The organism is Robiginitalea myxolifaciens (assembly GCF_900115205.1).
GTDB lineage: Bacteria > Bacteroidota > Bacteroidia > Flavobacteriales > Flavobacteriaceae > Robiginitalea > Robiginitalea myxolifaciens.
The window spans coordinates 1,682,816-1,704,910 of record NZ_FOYQ01000001.1; the positions used below are offsets into that span (position 1 = coordinate 1,682,816).

The 22,095-nt window shown below is 50.6% G+C and carries 18 protein-coding genes and 1 tRNA gene; 10 read left to right on the top strand and 9 right to left on the bottom strand.

All coding sequences use genetic code 11. From position 1 onward, the window contains the following. Positions 1-110 precede the first annotated feature (110 nt). A tRNA-Phe gene (locus BM318_RS07405) sits at positions 111-183 on the bottom strand. A 123-nt stretch (positions 184-306) separates the two neighbouring features. Here BM318_RS07405 and BM318_RS07410 point away from each other — a divergent pair. From BM318_RS07410 to BM318_RS07440, 7 genes are all read left to right on the top strand, one after another. Then, positions 307-1,035 (top strand): type III pantothenate kinase, encoded by a 729-nt coding sequence (locus BM318_RS07410; RefSeq protein WP_092981872.1) that lies wholly within the window; start codon positions 307-309, stop codon positions 1,033-1,035. Then, positions 1,036-2,316, top strand: a complete 1,281-nt coding sequence (locus BM318_RS07415) for a BamG family beta-barrel-assembly machinery protein (protein WP_092981873.1) — start codon at positions 1,036-1,038, stop codon at positions 2,314-2,316. A 42-nt stretch (positions 2,317-2,358) separates the two neighbouring features. Next, a complete protein-coding gene (locus BM318_RS07420) occupies positions 2,359-3,729 on the top strand; it encodes a tetratricopeptide repeat protein (RefSeq protein ID WP_092981874.1) in 1,371 nt (456 codons plus the stop codon). A gap of 8 nt (positions 3,730-3,737) precedes the next feature. Beyond that, complete coding sequence (gene lptC, locus BM318_RS07425; RefSeq protein WP_092981875.1) at positions 3,738-4,343, top strand: LPS export ABC transporter periplasmic protein LptC; 606 nt, start codon at positions 3,738-3,740, stop codon at positions 4,341-4,343. Further along, entirely contained in the window at positions 4,340-4,552 is a 213-nt protein-coding gene (locus BM318_RS07430) for a hypothetical protein (RefSeq protein ID WP_092981876.1), read from the top strand. The genes lptC and BM318_RS07430 overlap by 4 nt, the downstream gene beginning before the upstream one ends. Before the next feature lie 6 nt (positions 4,553-4,558). Continuing rightward, a complete protein-coding gene (locus tag BM318_RS07435) occupies positions 4,559-5,842 on the top strand; it encodes a hemolysin family protein (protein WP_262501548.1) in 1,284 nt (427 codons plus the stop codon). Between the two features lie 85 nt (positions 5,843-5,927). Next, complete coding sequence (locus BM318_RS07440; RefSeq protein ID WP_092981878.1) at positions 5,928-8,054, top strand: peptidylprolyl isomerase; 2,127 nt, start codon at positions 5,928-5,930, stop codon at positions 8,052-8,054. 21 nt (positions 8,055-8,075) lie between these two features. Here BM318_RS07440 and BM318_RS07445 read toward each other — a convergent pair whose 3' ends face one another. Next, a complete protein-coding gene (locus BM318_RS07445) occupies positions 8,076-9,059 on the bottom strand; it encodes a GYDIA family GHMP kinase (RefSeq protein ID WP_092981879.1) in 984 nt (327 codons plus the stop codon). 17 nt (positions 9,060-9,076) lie between these two features. After that, entirely contained in the window at positions 9,077-10,408 is a 1,332-nt protein-coding gene (locus BM318_RS07450; protein ID WP_092981880.1) for a hydroxymethylglutaryl-CoA reductase, degradative, read from the bottom strand. Between the two features lie 174 nt (positions 10,409-10,582). Between BM318_RS07450 and BM318_RS07455 the strand changes: the two genes are divergently transcribed. Next, complete coding sequence (locus BM318_RS07455; RefSeq protein WP_092981881.1) at positions 10,583-12,784, top strand: S9 family peptidase; 2,202 nt, start codon at positions 10,583-10,585, stop codon at positions 12,782-12,784. Positions 12,785-12,823: 39 nt separating this feature from the next. Further along, on the top strand, positions 12,824-14,359 hold the full coding sequence (locus tag BM318_RS07460; RefSeq protein WP_092981882.1) for a peptide MFS transporter: 1,536 nt from the start codon (positions 12,824-12,826) through the stop codon (positions 14,357-14,359). On the opposite strand, the gene BM318_RS07465 is transcribed toward BM318_RS07460, so the two are convergent. The 4 genes from BM318_RS07465 to BM318_RS07480 all read right to left on the bottom strand — a co-directional run bounded on the left by BM318_RS07465 (position 14,356) and on the right by BM318_RS07480 (position 18,632). Beyond that, positions 14,356-16,530 carry a ComEC/Rec2 family competence protein gene (locus BM318_RS07465; RefSeq protein ID WP_092981883.1) on the bottom strand — a complete coding sequence of 725 codons (2,175 nt, stop codon included), beginning with the start codon at positions 16,528-16,530 and terminating at the stop codon, positions 14,356-14,358. The two genes, BM318_RS07460 and BM318_RS07465, sit on opposite strands and share 4 nt — an antisense overlap. Before the next feature lies 1 nt (position 16,531). Then, a complete protein-coding gene (locus BM318_RS07470; RefSeq protein ID WP_092982115.1) occupies positions 16,532-17,161 on the bottom strand; it encodes a C40 family peptidase in 630 nt (209 codons plus the stop codon). A gap of 61 nt (positions 17,162-17,222) precedes the next feature. Further along, positions 17,223-18,344, bottom strand: a complete 1,122-nt coding sequence (lpxB, locus tag BM318_RS07475; protein WP_092981884.1) for a lipid-A-disaccharide synthase — start codon at positions 18,342-18,344, stop codon at positions 17,223-17,225. 3 nt (positions 18,345-18,347) lie between these two features. Beyond that, the gene (locus BM318_RS07480; RefSeq protein WP_092982116.1) at positions 18,348-18,632 is read right to left on the bottom strand and encodes a hypothetical protein; all 285 of its coding nucleotides are present in this window, start codon (positions 18,630-18,632) and stop codon (positions 18,348-18,350) included. A gap of 218 nt (positions 18,633-18,850) precedes the next feature. Here BM318_RS07480 and BM318_RS07485 point away from each other — a divergent pair, with 218 nt between their 5' ends. Further along, positions 18,851-20,968, top strand: coding sequence for a carboxy terminal-processing peptidase (locus BM318_RS07485; protein ID WP_092981885.1), 2,118 nt, complete (start codon positions 18,851-18,853; stop codon positions 20,966-20,968). Positions 20,969-21,063: 95 nt separating this feature from the next. Here the strand turns inward: BM318_RS07485 and msrA are convergent, their stop codons facing one another. Continuing rightward, positions 21,064-21,603: a peptide-methionine (S)-S-oxide reductase MsrA gene (gene msrA / locus BM318_RS07490; protein ID WP_092981886.1), complete on the bottom strand. Its 540-nt coding sequence runs from the start codon at positions 21,601-21,603 to the stop codon at positions 21,064-21,066. Further along, a complete protein-coding gene (gene msrB, locus BM318_RS07495; RefSeq protein ID WP_092981887.1) occupies positions 21,593-22,078 on the bottom strand; it encodes a peptide-methionine (R)-S-oxide reductase MsrB in 486 nt (161 codons plus the stop codon). Before msrB ends, msrA begins: the two co-directional genes overlap by 11 nt. Positions 22,079-22,095: the final 17 nt, after the last annotated feature.

Consider the following 22,095-nt stretch of genomic DNA (forward strand, 5'->3'; position numbering starts at 1 on the left):
GCTAGCGCGGCGGGTGTTTTTTGTTTCCAGCCCGCTTTGGAAAGCAAGCTTTCCGCGCGTCCCGAAAACAAAAAACCCGCTCCAATCGGAGCGGGTTTTGTCGCTTTAAGTGGTACCTCCAGGAATCGAACCAGGGACACACGGATTTTCAGTCCGTTGCTCTACCAACTGAGCTAAGGTACCAGGATGTTAAGCGTGGCCTGCCGGAGCAGGCCTGCCTTACGTGAAGGCGGGGGCAAATATAATTTCATTTTTAGACAGAACCAACATTTCTGGTAAAAAAGGATAATTCCCGATCTTTGAGGTATGAATCTGGTCATAGACGCAGGGAATACATCTATCAAGCTCGGGGTATTTATCCGGGGCAAGCTGGAGCACACCCAGACCACCGATAAGGAAGGCTTTGCAGGGGCTATTCGCGATACCTTCTCGAATTACCCGGGAATATCTCATGCCATCCTGGCTTCTGTAGGCTCGCTGGGAACCATGGCGCGGGATGTCGTATCCGTTTTCTGCGAAGTCCATGTGGTCTCCGCGCTTACCCGGGTTCCGTATAAAAATGCCTACGCCTCTCCCCAGACGCTCGGGGCAGATCGGATGGCGCTGGCCACAGCCGCCTATTATTATAAGGAGAAGGAGAATGTTTTGGTGATCGATGCCGGGAGCTGTATTACCTACGATATGGTAAACGATATTGGTGAGTACATGGGCGGGGCTATTTCCCCTGGCCTGCGCATGCGATATCGGGCGCTGAATACCTTTACGGCCAAACTGCCTGAACTTAAGCCCCAAGCCCCGATGGCCCTGATAGGAAATGCCACTGAAAGCAGTATCCACAGCGGGGTGGTTAATGGGCTCTGTTTTGAACTTGATGGTACTATAGATCAGTATCGTTCTCATTTTGAGAATTTAACAGTGATTTTAACAGGAGGGGATTCGCAATTCTTGTCTAACCGACTAAAAAATACCATATTTGCCCTTCCTAATTTTTTGCTTCAGGGCTTGAATCAGCTGCTGGATTACAACAAGAGCTAAATGCTACAACGCCTCTTTTTCGCAAGCCTTTTCTTTGTGATTTTTACTGCCGGTGCTCAAGACGGCACCGTGTCTCCGTACTCCTCACTGGGTGTGGGTGATTTGCGCCAGGTGCGCACCGTGGAAAACCAGTCCATGGGTGGTCTGGGCATCTATACCGATAGTATCCACCTGCATTTGAACAACCCTGCGGCCCTTGGGAAACTGGGCGCCACAGTCTACACGGCAGGCATATCCCACCAGGAACTTCGTTTGGAAACCTTTGACGATGCGCAAAACTCCTCGGTATCCAATTTAAATTACCTGGCCATTGCATTTCCAATTAAACTGCAGCGCGCCGGAGTTGCCTTCGGAATTAAGCCGTATTCTTCTGTGGGATACAACCTGGAGCAATTTTCCAGCAATGCCGAAGGCGGGGAAATTGTCAGGAGCTTTACCGGAACAGGAGGAATAAACCAGGCCTTCTTATCATTAGGCTTCGCTATTACCCCCGAGCTTCATATCGGCGCTACGGGGAATTTCAATTTCGGGCGGGTTACCTACCGACGCATTCAAATTGAGGAGGGGGTGGTTTTTGGCACCCTGGACGAACGCATTTCGGAGATCAATGGTTTCGATTTCAATTATGCCCTTACCTATCAACCGCAAATAACAGACAAGCATACTTTATTCTTGTCTGCGCGGGCGGCGACCCAGCGAAATTTGGTTTCCACCAATGAGCAGCGCATTGAAACCTTTGTACCATCCAATGGCAATACTATAGAGTCTATCAATGTAAACCTCGATGAGGAGTTTTTGCGATTTACAGAAATAAAAGTCCCTACAACCTATTCTCTGGGAGCAGGTATCGGGGAAGATAAGCACTGGTTTGTCGGCGCGGAGTATAGCTTGCAGCAATTCAGTGATTTTCAAAACGTATTCCTGCAGGGCGACAATGTAACCTTTGAAGATGCCAGCAGCATTGCAATTGGCGGCTACTTTATCCCGAATTTTCAATCCCTTGATTCCTATTTCAGCCGGATCGTGTACCGGGCTGGATTTCGTCTGGATAATACGGGATACATCGTAAATGACAAGCCCCTCGAGGATTTTGGCATAACATTTGGTTTAGGGGTACCACTGGGAGGAGACATCAGCAGTCTTTTCTCCAACCTGAACCTGGGATTTGAGTTGGGCCGGCGTGGCACCACGATGAACAGCCTGGTTCGTGAGAGTTATTTCAAGGTTAATCTGGGACTTTCGTTCAATTCAAGGTGGTTCCAGAAACGCCGGATCAATTGATAAAAAATTAGTAATTTACACGCCCTTAAAGAACTAGATAAGATGAAAAAGGAATTTTACCTGATGTTACTGATGATTTTCGGCTGTACTGCCCCGGCTCTGGCCCAGGCGCAGAATCCGGAATGTATGACGAATCTTTCCATCTACGCGGAACACGCAAAAGTTAAGAATTACGAGGCTGCCTATGCACCCTGGAAAATGGTCTACGAGGCCTGCCCGGGTATCAATAAGGCCAACTTCTCCTACGGGGAGAAAATCCTCGATTATAAAATAGATAACTCTTCCGGGGCCGAAAAGGAAGGATACATCAAAGACCTGATTGCCCTGTATGACAAGAGTATGGAGTACTTCCCTAAGGATTATTCCATGGCCGATGTGATGAGCGATAAGGCCAATGTTATGTACGACAACAAAATGGCCGATGATGCTGAGTTGTATTCCATGCTTACCAAGGCCTTTAACGAAGACAAGAAGAACTTTGACAATCCAAAGTCACTGTATTTGTATTTCTCTTCTTTGGTAGACTTGCACAAAGGGGGCAAAAAAGAACTGCAGGAAGTATTTGACGTATACGACGACGTTACTGAGCAAATCGAATCAGTAAACGAAAAGTACCTGGCGCAGATTACTAAGCTACTTCCCAAGGAAGAGGCCGGAACGCTTACTTCTAAGGAAAAGCAACGCCTTCGTGCCTACAATAGTTATTCTGAGAACTACGGTAAGATTGCCGGTAGTATCGATTCTAAGTTGGGAGATCTCGCCGATTGTGAGAACCTGATCCCGCTTTACGAGAAGAGTTTTGAAGAAAAGAAAACCGATGTAAATTGGGTAAAGCGTGCCGTAGGGCGTATGTTCTCCAAAGAATGTATCGACGACCCCATGTTCCGCAAGCTCTTTGAAGCTCAGATCGCACTGGATCCTTCTCCAAGTGCTTACCTCTATGGAGCTACCCTTAAAGTAAAGGATGGCGATACAAGAGGGGCTATTGCTGATTTTGATAAGGCAGCTTCTTTGGAAACCGATTCAAAAAAGCGCTCCGATATTTTCTACAAGGCGGCCACGGTGGCCAGAAGGTTTAGCAAGAGCCAGGCGCGTTCGTATGCCCAGAAGGCTATCGATGCTTACAGTGCTAACGGAAAGGCGTATTTGCTGATCGCTAACCTCTATGCAGGAAGTGCAAACGATTGTGGAAGCACTCCATTTGAGAAGCGTGCGATTTACTGGAAAGCAGCCGATATGGCCAGACGTGCCGGGCGCGTTGATCCTTCCCTTAGCGGAAGATCCAATCAGGCCGCTGCGAGCTACTCTGCCAAGGCTCCTTCCAAAACGGATATTTTCAACTCCGGGATGGCTGGTAAGACCCTTACCTTCTCCTGCTGGGTTGGTGGATCTGTTACAGTGCCTAACTTATAAGGATTTACATGCGACATAAATCGCATTCCAGATTACGAAGTGTTGCCACGGTTTTTGCCGTGGCAATCTTTGTTTTGGGCTGTCAGGACAAGTACGAGCGGGTGGGAGATGAAGCCGTAGATCCGGTTTACCCTCAGGGGGTAGCCAGTGATTTTACCCTCACCTATACCGAGGCGCCTGAGAACCTGAATTCCCAGGACAGCAGCACTACCCGAATCATCGCCATCCTTAAAAGCCCGGTAAGCGAAGATTATACCAACCTCCGCTTCCAATACCGCACCTTCCCCGATGGTCTCCGGGTGGAGCATTACGACGAAGAGGGGCGCCTCAGCACCATAGAGGCCGATTATGCCATTATCTATGCGCAGACCAACCTCTTTGACCTCAAAGGCAATGTGATAATGCAGACCCAGGACGGAAAGATGCTGGAAACCGAACAGCTCTTCTGGGATCGCAGCAACGATTGGATTTTTACGGAAGCCCGTTTTACCCTTACCAACCCGGAAGAAGGAACGGTGCTCAATGGGGAAGGAATGGATTTTAACCGGGAATTTAGCTATTTTAATGCCCATAAGACCGGCGGGGAAATGCGGGTCAAAGAAGAAGGTTCATGATAAAAATTTTAAGATATACCGAGTACCTCTACCTGGCAGTAGCCGTGCTTTCGATTTATGAGGTCAGCCAAACATGGTCAACGGAACGGGATCGCAGTTACCTCTTTATCCTGTTTGCGGTTGTTTCCTTAGGGATGTTCCTTTTCCGTCGGCGTTACCGGCGCAAATTTGAAGCCCAACGCAGGCGCATGGACTCAGACAAGGAGTAAGCGGCTTTGGCAATAACCATCATCGTAATATCGCTGCTGTGTTCCGCCTTTTTCTCTGGGATGGAAATCGCTTTTGTTTCGGCGAACCGCATCCATATCGAAATTGAGAAAAAGCAGGAGGGCATCCTCGCGGGGATCCTTACCCGGCTTACGGAGAAACCCTCCAAGTTTATCACCACCATGCTCATCGGGAACAATATTGCCCTGGTGGTCTATGCCTACTATATGGGGGAGTTGCTGATGGAATGGTTCCAATCGCTCTTGCCTTCCGCTTACCCGATAATCAATTCCCTGCTTACGGATTTTTCCCTGCTGTCTCAAACCGTGATCTCCACCCTGATCATCTTGTTTACAGCGGAATTCCTGCCTAAGGTGCTGTTCCAGATTTATTCCAATACCCTCCTCAAAGTCCTGGCTGTTCCGGCCTACATTTTCTACCAGTTGTTCTGGCTGATTTCGGAAGGGGTTATCTGGATTTCCGATGTGGTGCTGAAGCTCTTCTTCAAATCCGATGGGGACCACGTACAGGTTTCTTTTACCAAGCTGGAACTGGGGGATTATATTACGGAGCAGATGGAGACCGTGGAGGAGGAAGATGAGGTGGATTCCGAGATCCAGATATTCCAGAATGCGCTGGAGTTTTCCGAAGTAAAGGCGCGGGAGGTGATGGTGCCGCGTACAGAAATTACGGCCGTGGAACTCCACGACACCCCCAAAAACCTGACGAAACTTTTTACGGCTACCGGTTACTCCAAAATCCTGATATTCAAGGATACCATCGATAATATCATTGGCTATGTGCACTCTTATGAGCTCTTCAAAAAGCCCAAGAGCATAAAGAGTATCCTGTTGCCGGTGGAATACGTACCGGAAACCATGTTAATCCACAACATCCTCAACGTGCTCACTAAAAAGAGGAAAAGCATGGCTGTGGTCCTGGACGAATACGGGGGGACTTCGGGGATTTTAACGGTGGAGGATATCATCGAAGAGTTATTCGGGGAAATAGAAGACGAACACGATTCCACAGACCTGGTAGAAGAGGAAATCGGGGATAATCACTACAAATTTTCGGCTCGGCTGGAGGTAGACTACCTCAACGAGCAATACCGCCTGGACCTGCCAGAAGGGGACGAATACGGTACGCTGGGAGGAATGATTCTCCACGAAACCGGGGAGATTCCCCAGCAGGATACCGAAATCCGGATCGGCCCGTTTTTCTTTAAAATTCTCGAGGTGAGTAATCACAAAATTGATCTGGTATCCCTCGAGGTTCTCGATGCCGACTAAAACCCTCTCGAATCCCCTGATTTCCTTTTTATTATTGGTTAGAAAATGGTAATTTCGCCCACTGATTTAAAGAAATCCACATAAGATGGCAATACTCGAAAATATCCGCAAACGTACCACGGTTCTTATCCTGATCATCGGGATGGCCCTGTTCGCCTTTGTAATTTCTGACGTTCTCACCCGCGGAGGCGGTCTGGGAGGCGGAAATATCGGCTCAACGGTTGGGGAAATCAATGGAGAAGATATTGGAATTGATGCCTTCCGCCAGCAAATGGAAGCTGCTCAGGGAACCTTTGGGGCTTCGGCCACTTCCACCCAAATGGTCAACCGCGTTTGGGATCAGACGGTTCGCAATACCTTGTTGGACCAGGAATTCGAAAGGTTGGGGATCGAAATCCAGCAGGATCAGATCATGAACCTGATCCGCACCAATCCAACGTTTACGCAGAACCCCAATTTTCAGGATGCCGACGGAAACTTCGATGAAGATGCCTTCCGCAATACCATTTCGGACCTGCGCCTGAATTCCCCGGCCCAATATGCCCAATGGTTGCAAACCGAAGAGGCCCTGATGCGTGCTGCCAAGGAGCAGACGTATTTTGACCTGATCCGCGCCGGGATCGGAGCGACCCTCAAAGAAGGGGAGTGGGACTACCGCATGTCTAATGACAAAGTAGATATCAGCTACGTCCGCGTACCGTACACCTCCATTCCGGATAGCACCATTTCCGTTTCCAAAGAGGAAATCGCCGCCTACATGAAGGAGCACGAAGCAGATTTCAAGCAGGAGGCCGCCCGCGACATTCGCTATGTCTATTTCCGGGAGTCGGCATCTGAAGCCGATGAGCAAAAAATCCAGGACGATCTGGCCGCCTTGCTCGAGGACGAGGAAGTCTTTGATGCAACCGCCAAAGACAGTACCCGTGTTGAATACGGATTCCGCAATGCTACCGATATGGCAGCCTTCCTGGATCGCAATTCAGACACGCCATACGACACCACCTATATCAGCCGTCGTGTTATGCCGGCCCAATTCGCCGATTCCATCCTGAATTTACAAGTTGGGGAGGTATACGGTCCGTATAAAGAAAACAATACCTACAAGTACACCCGTATGATGGGGCGTAAAGCTGATGGCGCCGTTAAGGCCAGCCACATCCTGATCGCTTACCAGGGAGCGCAACGTGCCAACCCAACGGTTACACGTACGCAGGAGGAAGCCAAAACCCGCGCCCAGGAATTACTCCAGCAGGCTCGCGAGAATGAAGGCAACTTTGCGCAACTGGCCCGGGATAACTCCGATGGTCCTTCTGCACCTCAGGGCGGAGATCTCGGTTTCTTCCAGGAAGGCATCATGACACCTGCCTTTAATGATTTTGCCTTCGGTAACCCTGTAGGTACCATTGACCTGGTGGAAACAGAATTCGGGTATCATATCGTAAAGGTCGACGCTAAGGAAGATGTGGTTCAGATCGCTACCCTCAGCCGTAACATCGAACCATCCGAAGAAACCATTAACGCCCTCTTTACCGAAGCCACAAGTTTTGAAATGTCCGTAGCGGAAAGCCCTGAAACCTTTGGGGGTATTTCTGAAGAAAATGGCTATTCCGTCCGCCCGGTGAACAAAATCAAGGCAATGGATGAAAACCTGCCAGGTATCGGCGCACAGCGTCGCATCGTACAGTGGGCATTTAACCGGGATACCGAAATTGGCGATATCCGCCGATTTGATTTGAGTGACGGGTATGCGGTAGCCCAGTTGACGGCTACTTACCGGGAAGGGCTTATGGCTACTGAAGATGCTTCCGTACAGGTATTGCCGATCCTGCGTCGCGAAAAGAAAGCCGCACAGATAATTGCTGCTAATGCCGGAAAGGATATGCAGACCATTGCAGCGGACAACAACGTCCAGGTGAGCACGGCTACCGCCTTAAACATTAAATCGCCTACTATTCCCGCCGCAGGCCGCGAACCTTTGGTAATCGGAACGGCGATGAGTATGGAGCAGGGAGCTACTTCTGATCTGATCGAAGGGGAGACCGGAGTCTTCAAAATTCAGATAACCGGCAAGCAGGCCGCCCCCGAGATGACGAACTATGCCCCGTATGCTACCAGTTTGAATACTGCGCTTGGACCACGCGTTACTACCGGGGTTTATGAAGCATTAAAAAGCAAGGCGGATATCGAAGATAACCGTTCGGATTTTTACTAGAATAGCTTATTTAGGGGAAGCTCAGCTTTCAGGCAGCGCCATTTCCGAATAACGAAGTACAGTCTGATACCCCCGGGAGTTGAAATACCCGGGGGTATTTTCATTTCCGGCGGCCAGGATAAAATCCCCACCCCAGGCCCCCAGGCTTTTGATCGCTCCGGGGTAGTCCGAAAACAATCTTTTTTGAACCGGTTCAAAGTCCAGCGCTTCGGATAATAAGGCTTCCGATTCCTGCATGCCTTGCTGAAAAACTTCAAGGCTTTGGGTAGTAGCCATGGCCTTGCTGATTGCAGTGAGGGATTGCAGCAGGGAAGCGGTATCCCTGCCTTGTTCCCGATAGCGTTTTATGCCGGCCCGGCTGTCCTGCTTATTTCCTGAAAAGACAAAGTACAGGCTATCGGCAAATGCAGGTTGGAAGGGAGCCGCTGTTATTTCGGGCGCTCCTGCTTCCCGACGGGTATAGAAAATAGGACCCGCGGCACCGGCGCAGGCCAGATCATAGCCACTTCCCCCCAGGGTCTGGTCGGATAGCGCGTAAGGGTTAATCCCAAAGAGTTCTGAGAGGTTGGCGATTAAGGTAGAAGAAGTTCCAAGCCCCCACTCCCTCGGGAATTCCAGGTGCGTGATAATCTCCTTTTGGTTAATGGTTTCAAACCCCTTGTCGCCACTGAGTTTCAGGGCAACGCTTAGGATTTCGAGTAATCGGGCTCTAATGGCATCATCCGTTGCCGGGCTTGCTGATTTTGTCGGGATGTTGGCGGCATCACCACGGCGTAGTTCTTCCGAATCAAAGGTTGTCGTAAACCAGGGCTGCCCTTTGGAGTCCCTACTCTGCCATTTGAGCCCATCGGTGTCTTTATCCCGATCGCCGAACCCTGCGATCTCCAGGCTTTGTCCGAAACGGGTAGGGATGGCCAGGGCTGTTGCTCCGTCCAGCACGGCGTATTCCCCAAAGAGTAAAAGCTTACCGTGACTGTAAAATCGTTTTGAATCGGGCTGCATCATGGTCGGGTATCAAATCCTCATTTACCCTTGCGTAGTAGTTCCAGTTGTTCGGAGGCTGCACTATGGCTTACCGTGTGCTTACGGAAATAATCCACCAGCGCTGTTTTCTCATCGGCCGTTGCCCCAAGCTGATTCAGGATATTGAGCAGGTGCATTTTCATATGCCCCTGCTGGATCCCCACAGTAACCAGGGAACGAAGTGCTGCAAAGTTCTGGGCGAGACCTGCCACAGCGGTAAGGCGCATCAAGGTTTCGGCATCCGGGTTCCCCAGAATTTCCAGGGCCAGTTTTACCAGCGGGTGCAGGCGGGTCAGGCCTCCTACGGTCCCTAGTGCCAGGGGAATTTCGATCCAAAATCGGAATTCATCGCCTTCCAGGCTGGCATGGGTAAGGCTGCCGTACTGCCCGGAACGGGCCGCAAAGGCATGAACCCCGGCTTCCACTGCTCTGAAATCATTTCCGGTGGCAATGACCAGGGCATCAATCCCGTTCATTACCCCTTTGTTGTGGGTTACCGCCCGGTACGGTTCACACTCGGCTACGGCAATGGCCTGTATCATCCGTTCCGCAAACCGTCGTCCGTTCATCCCGTTCCCTTCGGAGAGTTCTGCTACCGGACAGCGTACTTCTGCGCGGACGCGGCAGTTGGGCACGTAGTTGGAAAGGATGCTCATCAGCACTTCGATCCGGGACTCCCCAGGGGTGTCCGAGGACATAGTGGGGTGCTTTTCTGCCTCCCGCATCAGGGTTTGCGCCAGGCTTTCCAGGCAGGAGTTTATAAAATTTGCCCCCATCGCATCCTTGGTTTCAAAGGTGCAATGCAGCTGATAATAACCTGGCAATTCAGCGGTTTTTTCCCTTAGGGTAATTCCCGTAATACCGCCACCCCGGGCTTCCATGTTCCGGGTAATGGGCTCGATATCGGTCATCATAACCGGCATGATTTCCGTAATAAAGGCCTTTAATTTTTTTGGGTTTCCCCCATAGCGGAAATGTACCTGTCCCACTTTCTCCGTACCCAGGATTTCTGTGTGGAATCCCCCGCGCGTACCCCAGAATTTAGCCGCCTTACTGGCCGCGGCCACCACCGAGCTCTCTTCAATAGCCATGGGCAGGGCATAGATTTTTCCATCTACCAGAAAATTCGGGGCCACCCCCAGGGGGAGGTAGAAATTACTGATGGTGTTTTCGATAAACTCGTCGTGGAGTTGCTGCAGCTGTTCATCCGAGTTCCAATATTGCCGCAGCACGGCCTCGGTTTGCTCGGGATTTTGGGTGAAGCGGGTGGCAATCCAGCGGATCTTTTCCGACTTGCTCAGTTTGGAGAAGCCTTCTACCGTTTGGGTCATCGGGTGGTTTTGAGGGTTAAAGATACGGAAAGCTCACCTTTCCTCCCGACCCGCCCAGCTGCATTTTTAGGAATGGATTTTGTGCGCTGTACCCGCCGAAGCGGCTGCCGAAAAAGTTGCTAATCCTTCGAAATATTCATAAACTTGAAGAATGCTTTATTTCGAACATAAACTATGATACATTCCCTCCGGCACACTACTATAACTGCAAGTGTGCGAACGTTTTTACTACTCGGCTTTTTTCTAATTTTAGGAACCCCCACCGCAACGGCTCAGCAAAAAATTACCCTGGAAGATATCTGGGGCGGAGCCTTCCGTACAGAGCGCATGGAGGTGCTGCGATCCATGGCCGATGGGCAGCATTATACCGTACTCAACCAGGATCGCGACCAGGGCACCAGCGCGATAGATAAATACGCCTATCAGACGCAGGAGTTAGTAGGTACGCTCCTCAAAAGTGACGCGGCTGCCGGCATTCCCAAATTTTCTTCCTATCGCTTCAGTGAGGACGAAACCAAGGTCTTGCTGGCTACAGAAGTAGAACCTGTTTTCCGTCGTTCCCGCCTTGGAATCTATTACGTATATGACCTGGAGGCCAAAACCCTGGTCAAGATTTCAGAAAACAAGATTCAGGAACCAACGCTCTCCCCGGCAGGAGATAAGGTGGGCTTTGTCTGGGAAAACAACCTGTACTATTTGGATCTTACCTCCCAGGAACTTACCCAGGTAACTTCCGATGGCGAACGGAATCGCATCATCAACGGGGTAACCGACTGGGTTTACGAGGAGGAATTTGCTTTTGTGCGGGCATTCGAATGGAATTCGGATGGAACGCGGTTGGCTTTCCTGCGCTTTGACGAGAGCGAAGTGCCGGAATTCTCCATGGATGTCTATGGGGATGACCTGTATCCCTTCCCCTATAATTTTAAGTATCCCAAAGCGGGAGAGGCCAACGCCGATGTCTCGCTACACCTTTACGATCTGGCCAGTGCCCGGACCAGCCCGGTAGACCTGGGCAATCCGCATTACATTCCCCGCCTGGAGTGGATGCATCATAAAGACCACCTGAGCGTGCAGGCCATAAACCGTCACCAGAACGATTTAAAGTTGCTGAAGGTCAATGCGGCAGATGGCTCGGTTACCACCCTGTTAGAAGAAAAGGATGCGGCTTATGTAGATATTACCGATAACCTGACCTTCCTGGAAGACGATCGCTTTATCTGGACCAGCGAGAAAGATGGCTTCAACCATATTTATCTCCATGGGCAGGACGGTAAGCAGCAGATTCAGCTTACAAGCGGCCCCTGGGAAGTAACTTCCTACTACGGGTACGATCCAAAACGCAAGCGGATTTTTTATCAATCCACAGAGCAGGGCTCCATTGTCCGCGACGTCTACAGCATCACAGTAAAAGGGAAAGGCAAGAAACGCCTGACCCAGGGGGCAGGGACGCATAGCGCTTCCTTCAGTGCAGATTTCAGCTACTTTATCGATGCCTTCAGCAGTGTTGAAACCCCACCGATGTACACCCTGCATAAGGCTTCTGACGGTTCCCTGGTCAAGGAGTTGCTCAACAACAACAGCCTCAAGGAAAAGCTTGCGAACTACGAGTTTTCCCCCAAGGAATTCAGCACGCTGGAAGTCAACGGAAACAGTTTGAACATGTACATGATCAAACCCGTGGATTTCGACCCCAACAAGGAGTATCCCTTATTCCTCTATCAGTATAGCGGTCCGGGCTCCCAATCGGTTTCCAATCGCTGGTACGCAAGTAATGATTACTGGCACGAGCTCCTGGTTTCGGAAGGTTATATTGTCGCTTGTGTCGATGGACGCGGTACCGGCTTGAAGGGCCGGGATTTTAAGAAGGTTACCCAGAAGGAATTGGGGAAATACGAGGTCGAAGACCAGATCGAGGCAGCCCGCCTGCTTAGTGAACGCGCGTATATCGATGCAGACCGCACCGGGATATGGGGGTGGAGTTACGGGGGCTTTATGTCTTCTAACTGCATCCTGAAAGGGAACGAGGTTTTTGAAATGGCTATCGCTGTGGCCCCGGTTACCAGCTGGCGTTTTTACGATACTATCTATACCGAGCGCTACATGCAGACGCCTCAGGAAAACCCCAGTGGTTACGACGACAATTCCCCGATATTTTTCGCCGACCAACTCAAAGGAAAGTACCTGCTGGTACATGGCTCGGCCGACGATAACGTTCATGTGCAGAATACCATGCGTATGATCGAGGCTTTGGTACAGGCCAACAAACCCTTTGACTGGGCCATTTACCCCGATAAGAACCACGGGATTTACGGGGGGAATACCCGCCTGCACCTGTATAACAAAATGACCAAATTCGTATTGGAGAATTTATAGGTTCTCCGGCGAAACCGACCAAACCAAACTCAAAGGATTATGCAAACTACACCCGACGTTTCAGACCAACAGCAAATGTTTGGCCATCCGAAAGGCCTTTTTTACCTGTTCTTCGCCGAGCTATGGGAGCGCTTCAGCTTCTATGGGATGCGTGCCCTGCTCACCTTGTACATGGTGAACGTGATCTATGAGAAACTGGTAGAACGGGATTACGCCACAGCTGCCGTTTATGCCTCCTACGGATCCTTAGTCTATGCCTCAACCGTAGTTGGAGGACGGATTTCTGATTCCATCCTGGGTATGCGTAAATCCATTTTTTTGGGTGGGATTCTCATGGCAATAGGCCATTTTGTGCTGGCTATTGAACATAACATCGCTTTCTTCCTTGCCCTTTCTTTTATCATCGTTGGAAACGGCTTCTTCAAGCCCAATATTTCAACTTTCGTAGGGACGCTCTATAAGGATGGTGACCCCAAGAAAGATTCCGGGTTTACGATCTTCTACATGGGGATTAATATCGGGGGCTGGGTAGCTCCGCTGCTATGTGGCTGGCTGGCAGCCAAGTATGGGTGGCATTATGGCTTCGGATTGGCGGGAATAGGGATGTTAACCGGGCTCATCTTTTTCTGGAGCGGAATTCGCAAAGGCGTATTTGGTGACCGCGGACTTCCTCCTGACAACGGGAGCGTTGATAAAAAAGTGGCAGGGATTAAGCAAGGCACTTTAGTTCCCATTCTGGCCGTTCTGGCGGCCCCGCTGATTGCCTACCTCTTGTCTTCCTACCAGTCTCTGGGTGGGGAAGGTAGTTTTCTCGAAGGCACCAATATCGTAAACCTCCTCTTTTACTTTATCGGCTTCGCTGTTTTGGGGTACATGGCCTACATCATGATTTCGGCAACACCGGATGAGCGAAAGAAGCTCTTTGCCGCCGTGCTGTTTACCTTTTTCATGACCATTTTCTGGGGTTTCCACGAGCTCTCAGGGAGCGTCATTACGCTTTTTGCTTCCCGAAACGTAGACTTGGAGGGGATTATGACCGCAGCGCAAACAAACTCCCTGAATTCCATGTGGATTATTATTCTGGCCATCCCTATATCGATGATGTGGACCTGGTTGACCAAACGAAAGATGAATCCAAGGACACCTTACAAGTTTGGCCTGGGGTTGCTTTTTGCGGGTATCAGTTTCTACATTCTGGCTATTAGTGATGGTAGTGCCAATGAAGCAGGACTCGTTCCCTTTAGCTACCTCTTATTGATGTATTTCCTGATTTCAGTAGGGGAATTATTCATGTCGCCTGTAGGGCTCTCCAAAATGACAGACCTGGCCCCCAAGCGCATTATAGCCTTTATCATGGGCGTTTGGTTCTTGTCTTCGGCATTTGCCTTTCAGGTGGTTGGATTTATCGGCAAACAACTGGCCATTGAAAGCACGGATGCGAATATTGGCGGTTTTGATACGCTAACGGTGTACACGGATGGGTTTATGCTTATCGCTAAATACGCCTTGGGAGCGGGAATCATTGTTTTGATAGCCTCACCCTTAATTAAGCGCCTCATGGGCAAAGTCCATTAATCACTTGCGCTGCGCCTCGAGGCAACAGTATTCAAATCAATACAGAAAGCCCCCTTTCTCGCCGTAGCATGGAAGGGGATTTTCAGTTTTTCACACAAGGTTTCCCACCGATCCAGCGCACTGTAATAATTACTGCCGTCGGCAATAACCATTTCAGGGGCAAGGGCAGCCAGCAAGGCGGAATCGATTTTCTTAGGGGAATGGGAAAGCAGGAGGATGAGGGGCGTTTTCGGAGCACCAGGGATCGCAGTTAATCCCGACAAGCCTGCCTGGGCTTCTTCCTTCCCGCTGATTCGAAGCAGGCGTTTCCCCCCGAAGCGGTAAGCGGTCTGTAAGCTTTTTGTTTCCTGGATTTGCAAGCCAAGCGCGCTGGCATAATTAGTCGTGGTATTCCCCCAATTGTCTTGGTTTTCGGCGTGTGGCTCCAGAGTCTTGCCGTTGCGAATCCAAAGCCCGCTTGAGGCGGTGCGCTGGGGGATCCATAGTTCCCGACCCCTCCCAATACGTATTTCCTGTTGCAGGTCGTAGAGGCAGAGGGCGCTGGTCGCGAGAAGCGCCACCTGAAGCGCTTTGTTATTTATTCGGGTTTTCCGGACAGTTCGTGTGGTGGGTTTACGAAGGGCAAGGGCCAGTCCTACCAACAACAGATAGCTTAGCAGGAGATGGCCGGAATCCCAGCGTATTCCTGTGGAGATGAAGGCTTCCTGTGCCGCGAGTTTTGAAACCAGGCTATTCTGGCCCTGGACCAAGGTCTCTGCCAACCAAATCAAGCCCTCCGGAACCGGGCCAAAGCTGCTCGCAATAAGTAAGCTAAACCCCAGGGTAAGCATTACCCCTAAAAAAGGTACCAGGACAAGACTGCCAGCTAAGAAATGCCAGGGGAACTGATGAAAATGAAACAGGGCTACAGGCACTACGCCTAGTTGTGCACTCACGCTAATGGCACTCAGGTTGCCCACTTTCTTCAGGAATGTGTTAATCGGTGGCGGTATACCCAAGCTAGCAATTCGATTAACAAAGGCTGCGAGCCATCCATTCACAGCGGGGAAGAACGCCAGGATTCCCCAAACGGCTCCGAAGCTCAGCTGGAACCCGGGTTGAAGCACCCAGTGCGGATTGATAACAGCGAGCATTACCATTGCTGCAAGGCCCAGGAAATGCAGGCTTTGCCCCCTTCGGTAGTGCTGTTCCGCCACCAACCAAAGGCTTAACATGATACTCGCCCGCACTACGGAGGCGCCGAAGCCCGCAAGGGCGGTATAGATCCAGAGTGCCGATAAGCTGGTCAGGTAAAGAAACTGGCGCTTCCCTTTGAACCGGAACCGACCCAACAGCAACTTGAGGAAAACCCGAACGAGGAGCAAGACCAGGCCCACATGTAGCCCGGAAATAGCCAGCAAATGGGCCGTACCCGAGCGCTGGTATTCCTGGCGTAATTCCGGATCAAGCTCGTTTCGTACACCGAGGAGCAGCGCACTGAAAAGACCTGCTGCCCTGGAGTTCAAACCGGAATTTGTAAGTCTGTGATGCAGATCGCGTCGCCATAGGGAAAGCTTGTATAAGGGATCGGTTTTTGCCGGGCTTTGTTTATAGTGTCTCTCCTCTATATTTACTTGATACCAGATTCCCTGCGTTCGCATATAATTCCCGTAATCAAAATCCCCAGGATTCTTCGGTGGCGTAAAGCCGTTGGGAATTCCCTTTAGAAAAATTTTATCTCCAGGGAGCCAAAGACTGTCGGGGGAAGTTTCAGGAAACTGAAGCAGCATCAGGCCACTTGCCGGTTGGCCATTTGCAGCATATACTTTAGCGATCCATGGACGGGAAAAAGGAGTGGGCCGTCGTCTTTCTTCCAGGCTAAGGGATATGCGCATTTCAGGGATTGAGGAATCGGGTAGGGGTTGTACATGCCTGAAATGTGCAGGTTGGTTTTCTGGTAGCTCCAGACTTCCCGCGAGCAAACCAAGGCCAATGAAACTCACTACGGCCGTTATGAGGAATCCATAGGGATGTACGCTTTTGGGGAATCCCCAGCAAAGCCCCAGGAGTAAACCGGATATCGCTGCAAAGATGCATACAACTTGCAGGGGAAATGAAATCTCGAAGCTCAGAAAGATGCCCAGTCCAAGGGCGGCGGACAATGCCCAGAGGGGCAGCCCGGCTTTCCCCAAGTCAGAGGATTCGCGTAGCCTTTACAAAGGCCGAATTCCAGTAACCTTCCCTGAGGGAAGAGACAATAACCCCACGGGAGCTGGTGGAATGGATAAAGCGAACGTCGTCCCCGTTAGCAGCAACTACCAAGCCAACATGGTTGATACGCCGGCCGCGCCGGGTGGTGGTAAAGAATACCAGATCGCCCTTACGCAGGTTTTGTACGCGTACTTTGCGCCCCATTTTGGACATCTCAATGCTCACTCTGGGAATACTAAAGTCGTGGGCGCCAAAGGCTACGTAGAGTAGGCCGGAGCAGTCCATACCTTTTCGGGTGGTTCCCCCGTATTTGTATCGCGTCCCGGTATAATCCATGGCCGTACTAATGATGGCATCGGCCTTGGCTTCATTTTTAAAGCGGCGATCGGCGCGGGATTCTTTTACATCCCTGGAGTCTTCTCCGGTGGTTGCCAGTTCCGTGTTTGCTGAGGAATCTGAGGGGGTTGTTTCGGGGGAAGCGGGAACACTTACTGAGGGATTATTTCGGGAGCCGTAGGTGGTCTTTTTGCGGACGACGCCGCAGCTCGTCATTGCCAGGAAAAGGACAACGATAAGAAGTGGTTTTAAACTGGGGAGCAAAGAGCGCTTCATATCCGGATAACGGGCTTCCTCTCTACGAAAGTATATAAATTCCTGGGAAGCCGTTGGCAATTTAACGGGCCGAACTGAAATCGAAAATCAGTTGCGCTGCATTTTGACTCGCCCCTTCTCCACCTAATTTCTCTCGAAGCAATTCAAAATCAACAAGTTGCTGATCTCTGATCGGGCCTTCCAGCAGTTCTGCCAGGGCAGCTTGCAAGGTGTCTTTCCGGAGTTCCCCCTGAATGAGTTCCCGGACTACTTCCCGGTCCATGATGAGGTTTACCAGGGAAATATATTCCAGGTTAATGATGCGCCGGGCGATTTGATAGGACAGCCAGCTTCCCTTATAACACACCACTTGCGGTACCCCGACCAGGGCGGTTTCCAGGGTGGCCGTCCCGCTGGTTACCAGGGCGGCATGGGCTGCCTGCAACAAGGGGTAGGTCTTGTCCCGGATAAGTTTTACGGCTGTTCCGGCAAGGTAGGGTTCGTAATCCTCCTGATCCAGGCTAGGGGCTCCTGCAATGGCAAACTGATACTCCGGGAAAAGTGGTACCACTTCCATCATTATGGAAAGGATTTTATGAATCTCTTGTTTGCGGCTGCCGGGCAACAAGGCAATCAGGGGTTTCTCTGGATCCAGTCCTTCTGCCTCCATAAAAGCGGCAGCAGGGGTCTCTGAAAGGTTGCTCATCGCATCGATAAGCGGGTGACCCACAAAATGGACGGGCAGGTTGTGTTTTTCCTCGTAAAAGGCCTTCTCGAACGGGAGGATGACGTACATATGGTCTATGTCCCGGGCGATTTTCTTAACCCGCCCCTCCCGTGAGGCCCAGACCTGGGGCGAAATGTAGTAATGCGTTTTAAAGCCAGCTGCTTTGGCCCATTTGGCAATACGCAGGTTAAATCCGGAGAAATCGATGAATATTACCGCATCCGGGTTGTAGGCGGCGATGTCTTCCTTGCAGAAGGCGATATTGCGGAAAATAGTGGGCAAGTGTCGGATCACTTCCAGGAAACCCATAAAGGATAGTTCCCGATAGTGTTTTACCAGTTCTCCCCCTGCTTTTTGCATCCGATCCCCGCCCCAGCAGCGAATTTCGGCCTGGGGATCAATACGCTTCAGCGCACGGATCAGGTTAGACCCGTGGAGGTCTCCCGAGGCTTCTCCGGCGATGATGTAGTACTTCAAAGCTTAGCTAATCTTATAATAGAGGATGATCAGGGCGGTCAATACCGTTGCCATAAGCACACCCCGGGCACGATAATCCCGGCGCAGCCGCAGGAATCCAAAGAAAGCTACCAGGTTCAGGATGGCTCCCAAAGCGAGCAGGCTACCCACGTGATCCTCTTCAACTGCCGCGGCATAGGTCTCGGCAATGCCAAGGTCCGAAAACAGGAGAATATAGGCCAGTACGCCCAGGATATTGGCTATGATTCCAACGATAAATCCAATCGCTATTTCCTTTTTGGGGTTCATCAGGTCGAAAAAAAATACTTTATCCGCCAAAAATACGTTTTTCATGCGTAGGAGTCCGAAGCATGCATTAACAAAAAATTACCAGCCGCTGGTCTTTCTGGCACGGTTTTTTCTGTATCTTGGGAGTTCATTAATCAATGCCGATGCCCCTGATTTTCGCCCTTTTGGAGGTTTTGACCTTAAGGCGGGCCTAAGTCCGGGGGAATAAAAAAAATTACATGAAGCGAAAATTCTTTCTTGCTGTTTGGATCCCTCTGATCGCTGTAGCCTCCTGCAGTTTTGCCAGCAGCTCTTTCGAAACTGACGACAAAGATAAACTCCTACTCGATCTCATCGTTTATGTCCTGGATCGCGCTCACTACGAGCCCAAGGACATCAATGACGATTTCTCGGTAAGCGTGTACGAGGATTTCATCGATGTGATAGATCCTACCAAACGCTATTTCCTGGAGTCCGACATCCGGGAATTCGAACAATACAAATTTCAGATCGACGACCAGATCAAGAATACCGATATCAGCTTTTTTAATCTGGTCTATGACCGGCTGATGGAGCGAATGGCCGATGCCCGCGAGATCTATCAAGAAGTACTGGATCAACCTTTTGATTTCAGCACCGCCGAGGTTATCGATACCGATTACGATAAGCAATCTTATGCAGACTCCCGCGAGTCTTTAAAGGAGCGTTGGAGGAAGCAGCTGAAATATGCTACTATTGGCACCTACGATTCCAAGCTTACGCTAAGCCAAAAAGATGAGGCAGCCAAAATAACGCCGGAAGAGGCCGAAAAGGCTTCCCGTGAGGCTACCCGCCAGACCCTGGATGAGTTCTTCGCTTTTACGGACGACCTTGAGCGTAAGGATTGGTTTGTACAATACCTCAATACCATTGTGGATGAATTCGATCCGCATACCCTTTATTTCGCTCCAGAGGACAAGGAGCGCTTCGACATTGACATGTCCGGGAAATTCGAAGGGATTGGGGCACGTCTTCAGAAGAAGCCCGAGGGAGCTAAAATTGTGGAAATTATTTCCGGAGGTCCCGTATGGCGCGACCAGCAAATTGAAGTGGGTGATGAAATCCTCAAAGTAGGGCAGGAAGGGGAACCTCCTGTAAATATTGTGGGCATGCGCCTGGACGATGCCATCAAACTCATCAAAGGGCCAAAAGGTACCGTAGTTGACCTCACCGTTCGCAAAGTAGATGGGTCTATCGAAGTGATTTCGATTACCCGCGATGTTGTGGAGCTGGAGGAATCTTTTGCCAAGTCGGCTACCGTGATCAAGGATGGGACTACATATGGCCTGATCCACTTGCCGAGCTTCTACGCTGATTTCGAAAATTACAACAGCCGGAATTCTGCGGCCGATGTGGCCCGTGAAGTAGCTATGCTCAAGGAGCAAGGTGCAGAAGGCCTGATTCTGGATCTCCGAAATAACGGAGGGGGATCCCTGAAGACTGTGGTGGAGATGGCCGGACTCTTCATCAAAGACGGACCTGTAGTACAGGTGCGGTCTTCAGATCAGGAAAAAGAAGTATACGAAGACAAGGACGAGCGCATCCAATGGGATGGCCCGCTGGTTATCCTTGTAAACGAATTATCGGCTTCCGCCTCTGAGATTATGGCGGGTGCTATGCAGGATTATAAGCGTGCCGTAGTTATCGGGAGTAAGCAAACTTTCGGAAAGGGTACGGTACAGAATATCATCCCGCTTTCCAACATCGTCCGCGGTAACGAGTACGGTGATCTGGGAGCCATCAAAATCACCACCCAGAAGTTTTATCGGGTGAGTGGTGGTTCCAATCAGTTGGAAGGCGTAAAGAGCGATGTTGTTCTTCCGGACCGCTACAGCTACATTGACCTGGGCGAAAAGGACCAGCAAAATCCCCTGAAGTGGGATCAGATCAGCCCGGCCGACTATGAGCCATGGGATGGTTATATCGATTTTGAAGGGACTATTGAGCGCTCTCAGCAGCGTCTGGCCCAGCATCCACAGATTGCCATGGTAGAGAAAAATGCCCGCTGGTTAAAAGAACAACAGGATCAGAAATCCGTTCCCCTGAAGTACGAATTGTATCGGGAGCGCGAGCAGGAAATTAAAGATCAGTCTAATTATTTCCGTGAGAACCTGAAATACGATTCCCAGTTGAGCTTTAGCTCATTGCCGTATGAAACTGAATTATTCACCCAGGATTCCGTATTACGCGAAAAGCGCGACCGCTGGCATCGCAACCTGGCTGGAGATGTCTACGTTGAGGAATCGATCAACGTCCTGGAGGATCTTCGCATGAATAGTTTCCGCAAGGACAAACTGGCGAAGCGAATGGAGGATTAAGGGGTAAACCTCAATCCAAAAAAACAAAAAACCCTGGCTTTTCGGCCAGGGTTTTTCTTTTGTGCCAACCTTTTACAGGATTGTAGAAACAGGGATCAGCTTTTTAGTTTCTCGGTGAAACTTTCACGCAACTTGCGCAGCTTCGGATCGATTACCACCCGGCAGTACCCATATTCCTTATTGCGGCGATAGAAATCCTGGTGTTCTTCTTCGGCCTCATAGAAATTCTTCAACGGGCTCAGTTCGGTAACTATAGGATCGCTGTAGTACTCCTTCATTTCCTCCAGGACCTCGGAGGCAGTTTGCTGTTGCTCCGGGTTGTGGAAAAAGATTACCGAGCGGTACTGCGTACCCCGGTCTGCCCCCTGGCGATTCAGGGTAGTCGGATCGTGGGTAGCCATAAAGATTCGCAATAGGTCGGCGTAGCTTACCAGCTCGGGATTAAAGCGAATCCGGATAACTTCCGCGTGCCCGGACAAGCCGCTGCAAACTTCCCGATAGGTGGGTTTCCCGGGCAGGTTTCCCCCACTGTAACCCGAGATCACTTCTTCCACCCCGGCAACTTCCAGGAAAACAGCTTCTGTGCACCAGAAGCAACCACCACCAACGGTGGCTTCATGCAATTCAGGAGTCATGGTTCTCAGTATTTAATTCGGCTTCGGGATCGAGTACCAAAGCTGCGGAGTTAATACAATATCTCAGGCCGGTAGGCGGGGGTCCATCGGGGAATACGTGGCCCAAATGGGCATCGCAAACATGGCAGCGCGTTTCCACCCGAATCATTCCAAAAGACGTGTCCTTGATATACCGGATACTGTGATCCGCAACAGGTTGGGTAAAACTCGGCCACCCCGTTCCGGATTCGAACTTAATCCGGGAATCGAACAAGGGGGTATTGCAACACACACAGCCATAGATTCCCGGGTCGTAGGCCGTACAATAATCCCCGGTTCCCGGGGCTTCCGTTCCGTGTTGCCGCGTGATTCGGTATTGTTCGGGAGTGAGCATTTCCCGCCACTCTTTATCGGTTTTAGTTACTTTGCGTTCGGGCTCCGGACTCCCCGTTCGGCAGTACCGGATAACGTCGTTCCAATTCAGGTCCTTGGTCATAAATTAAAAGCTTATTT

What these genes read in the sequence shown, in the direction of transcription:
- BM318_RS07410 (WP_092981872.1), top strand. Translation starts at nt 307, where the DNA reads ATGAATCTGGTCATAGACGCAGGGAATACATCTATCAAGCTCGGGGTA.
- BM318_RS07415 (WP_092981873.1), top strand. Translation starts at nt 1,036, where the DNA reads ATGCTACAACGCCTCTTTTTCGCAAGCCTTTTCTTTGTGATTTTTACT.
- BM318_RS07420 (WP_092981874.1), top strand. Translation starts at nt 2,359, where the DNA reads ATGAAAAAGGAATTTTACCTGATGTTACTGATGATTTTCGGCTGTACT.
- lptC (WP_092981875.1), top strand. Translation starts at nt 3,738, where the DNA reads ATGCGACATAAATCGCATTCCAGATTACGAAGTGTTGCCACGGTTTTT.
- BM318_RS07430 (WP_092981876.1), top strand. Translation starts at nt 4,340, where the DNA reads ATGATAAAAATTTTAAGATATACCGAGTACCTCTACCTGGCAGTAGCC.
- BM318_RS07440 (WP_092981878.1), top strand. Translation starts at nt 5,928, where the DNA reads ATGGCAATACTCGAAAATATCCGCAAACGTACCACGGTTCTTATCCTG.
- BM318_RS07445 (WP_092981879.1), bottom strand. Translation starts at nt 9,059, where the DNA reads ATGATGCAGCCCGATTCAAAACGATTTTACAGTCACGGTAAGCTTTTA.
- BM318_RS07450 (WP_092981880.1), bottom strand. Translation starts at nt 10,408, where the DNA reads ATGACCCAAACGGTAGAAGGCTTCTCCAAACTGAGCAAGTCGGAAAAG.
- BM318_RS07455 (WP_092981881.1), top strand. Translation starts at nt 10,583, where the DNA reads ATGATACATTCCCTCCGGCACACTACTATAACTGCAAGTGTGCGAACG.
- BM318_RS07460 (WP_092981882.1), top strand. Translation starts at nt 12,824, where the DNA reads ATGCAAACTACACCCGACGTTTCAGACCAACAGCAAATGTTTGGCCAT.
- BM318_RS07470 (WP_092982115.1), bottom strand. Translation starts at nt 17,161, where the DNA reads ATGAAGCGCTCTTTGCTCCCCAGTTTAAAACCACTTCTTATCGTTGTC.
- BM318_RS07480 (WP_092982116.1), bottom strand. Translation starts at nt 18,632, where the DNA reads ATGAACCCCAAAAAGGAAATAGCGATTGGATTTATCGTTGGAATCATA.
- BM318_RS07485 (WP_092981885.1), top strand. Translation starts at nt 18,851, where the DNA reads ATGAAGCGAAAATTCTTTCTTGCTGTTTGGATCCCTCTGATCGCTGTA.
- msrA (WP_092981886.1), bottom strand. Translation starts at nt 21,603, where the DNA reads ATGACTCCTGAATTGCATGAAGCCACCGTTGGTGGTGGTTGCTTCTGG.
- msrB (WP_092981887.1), bottom strand. Translation starts at nt 22,078, where the DNA reads ATGACCAAGGACCTGAATTGGAACGACGTTATCCGGTACTGCCGAACG.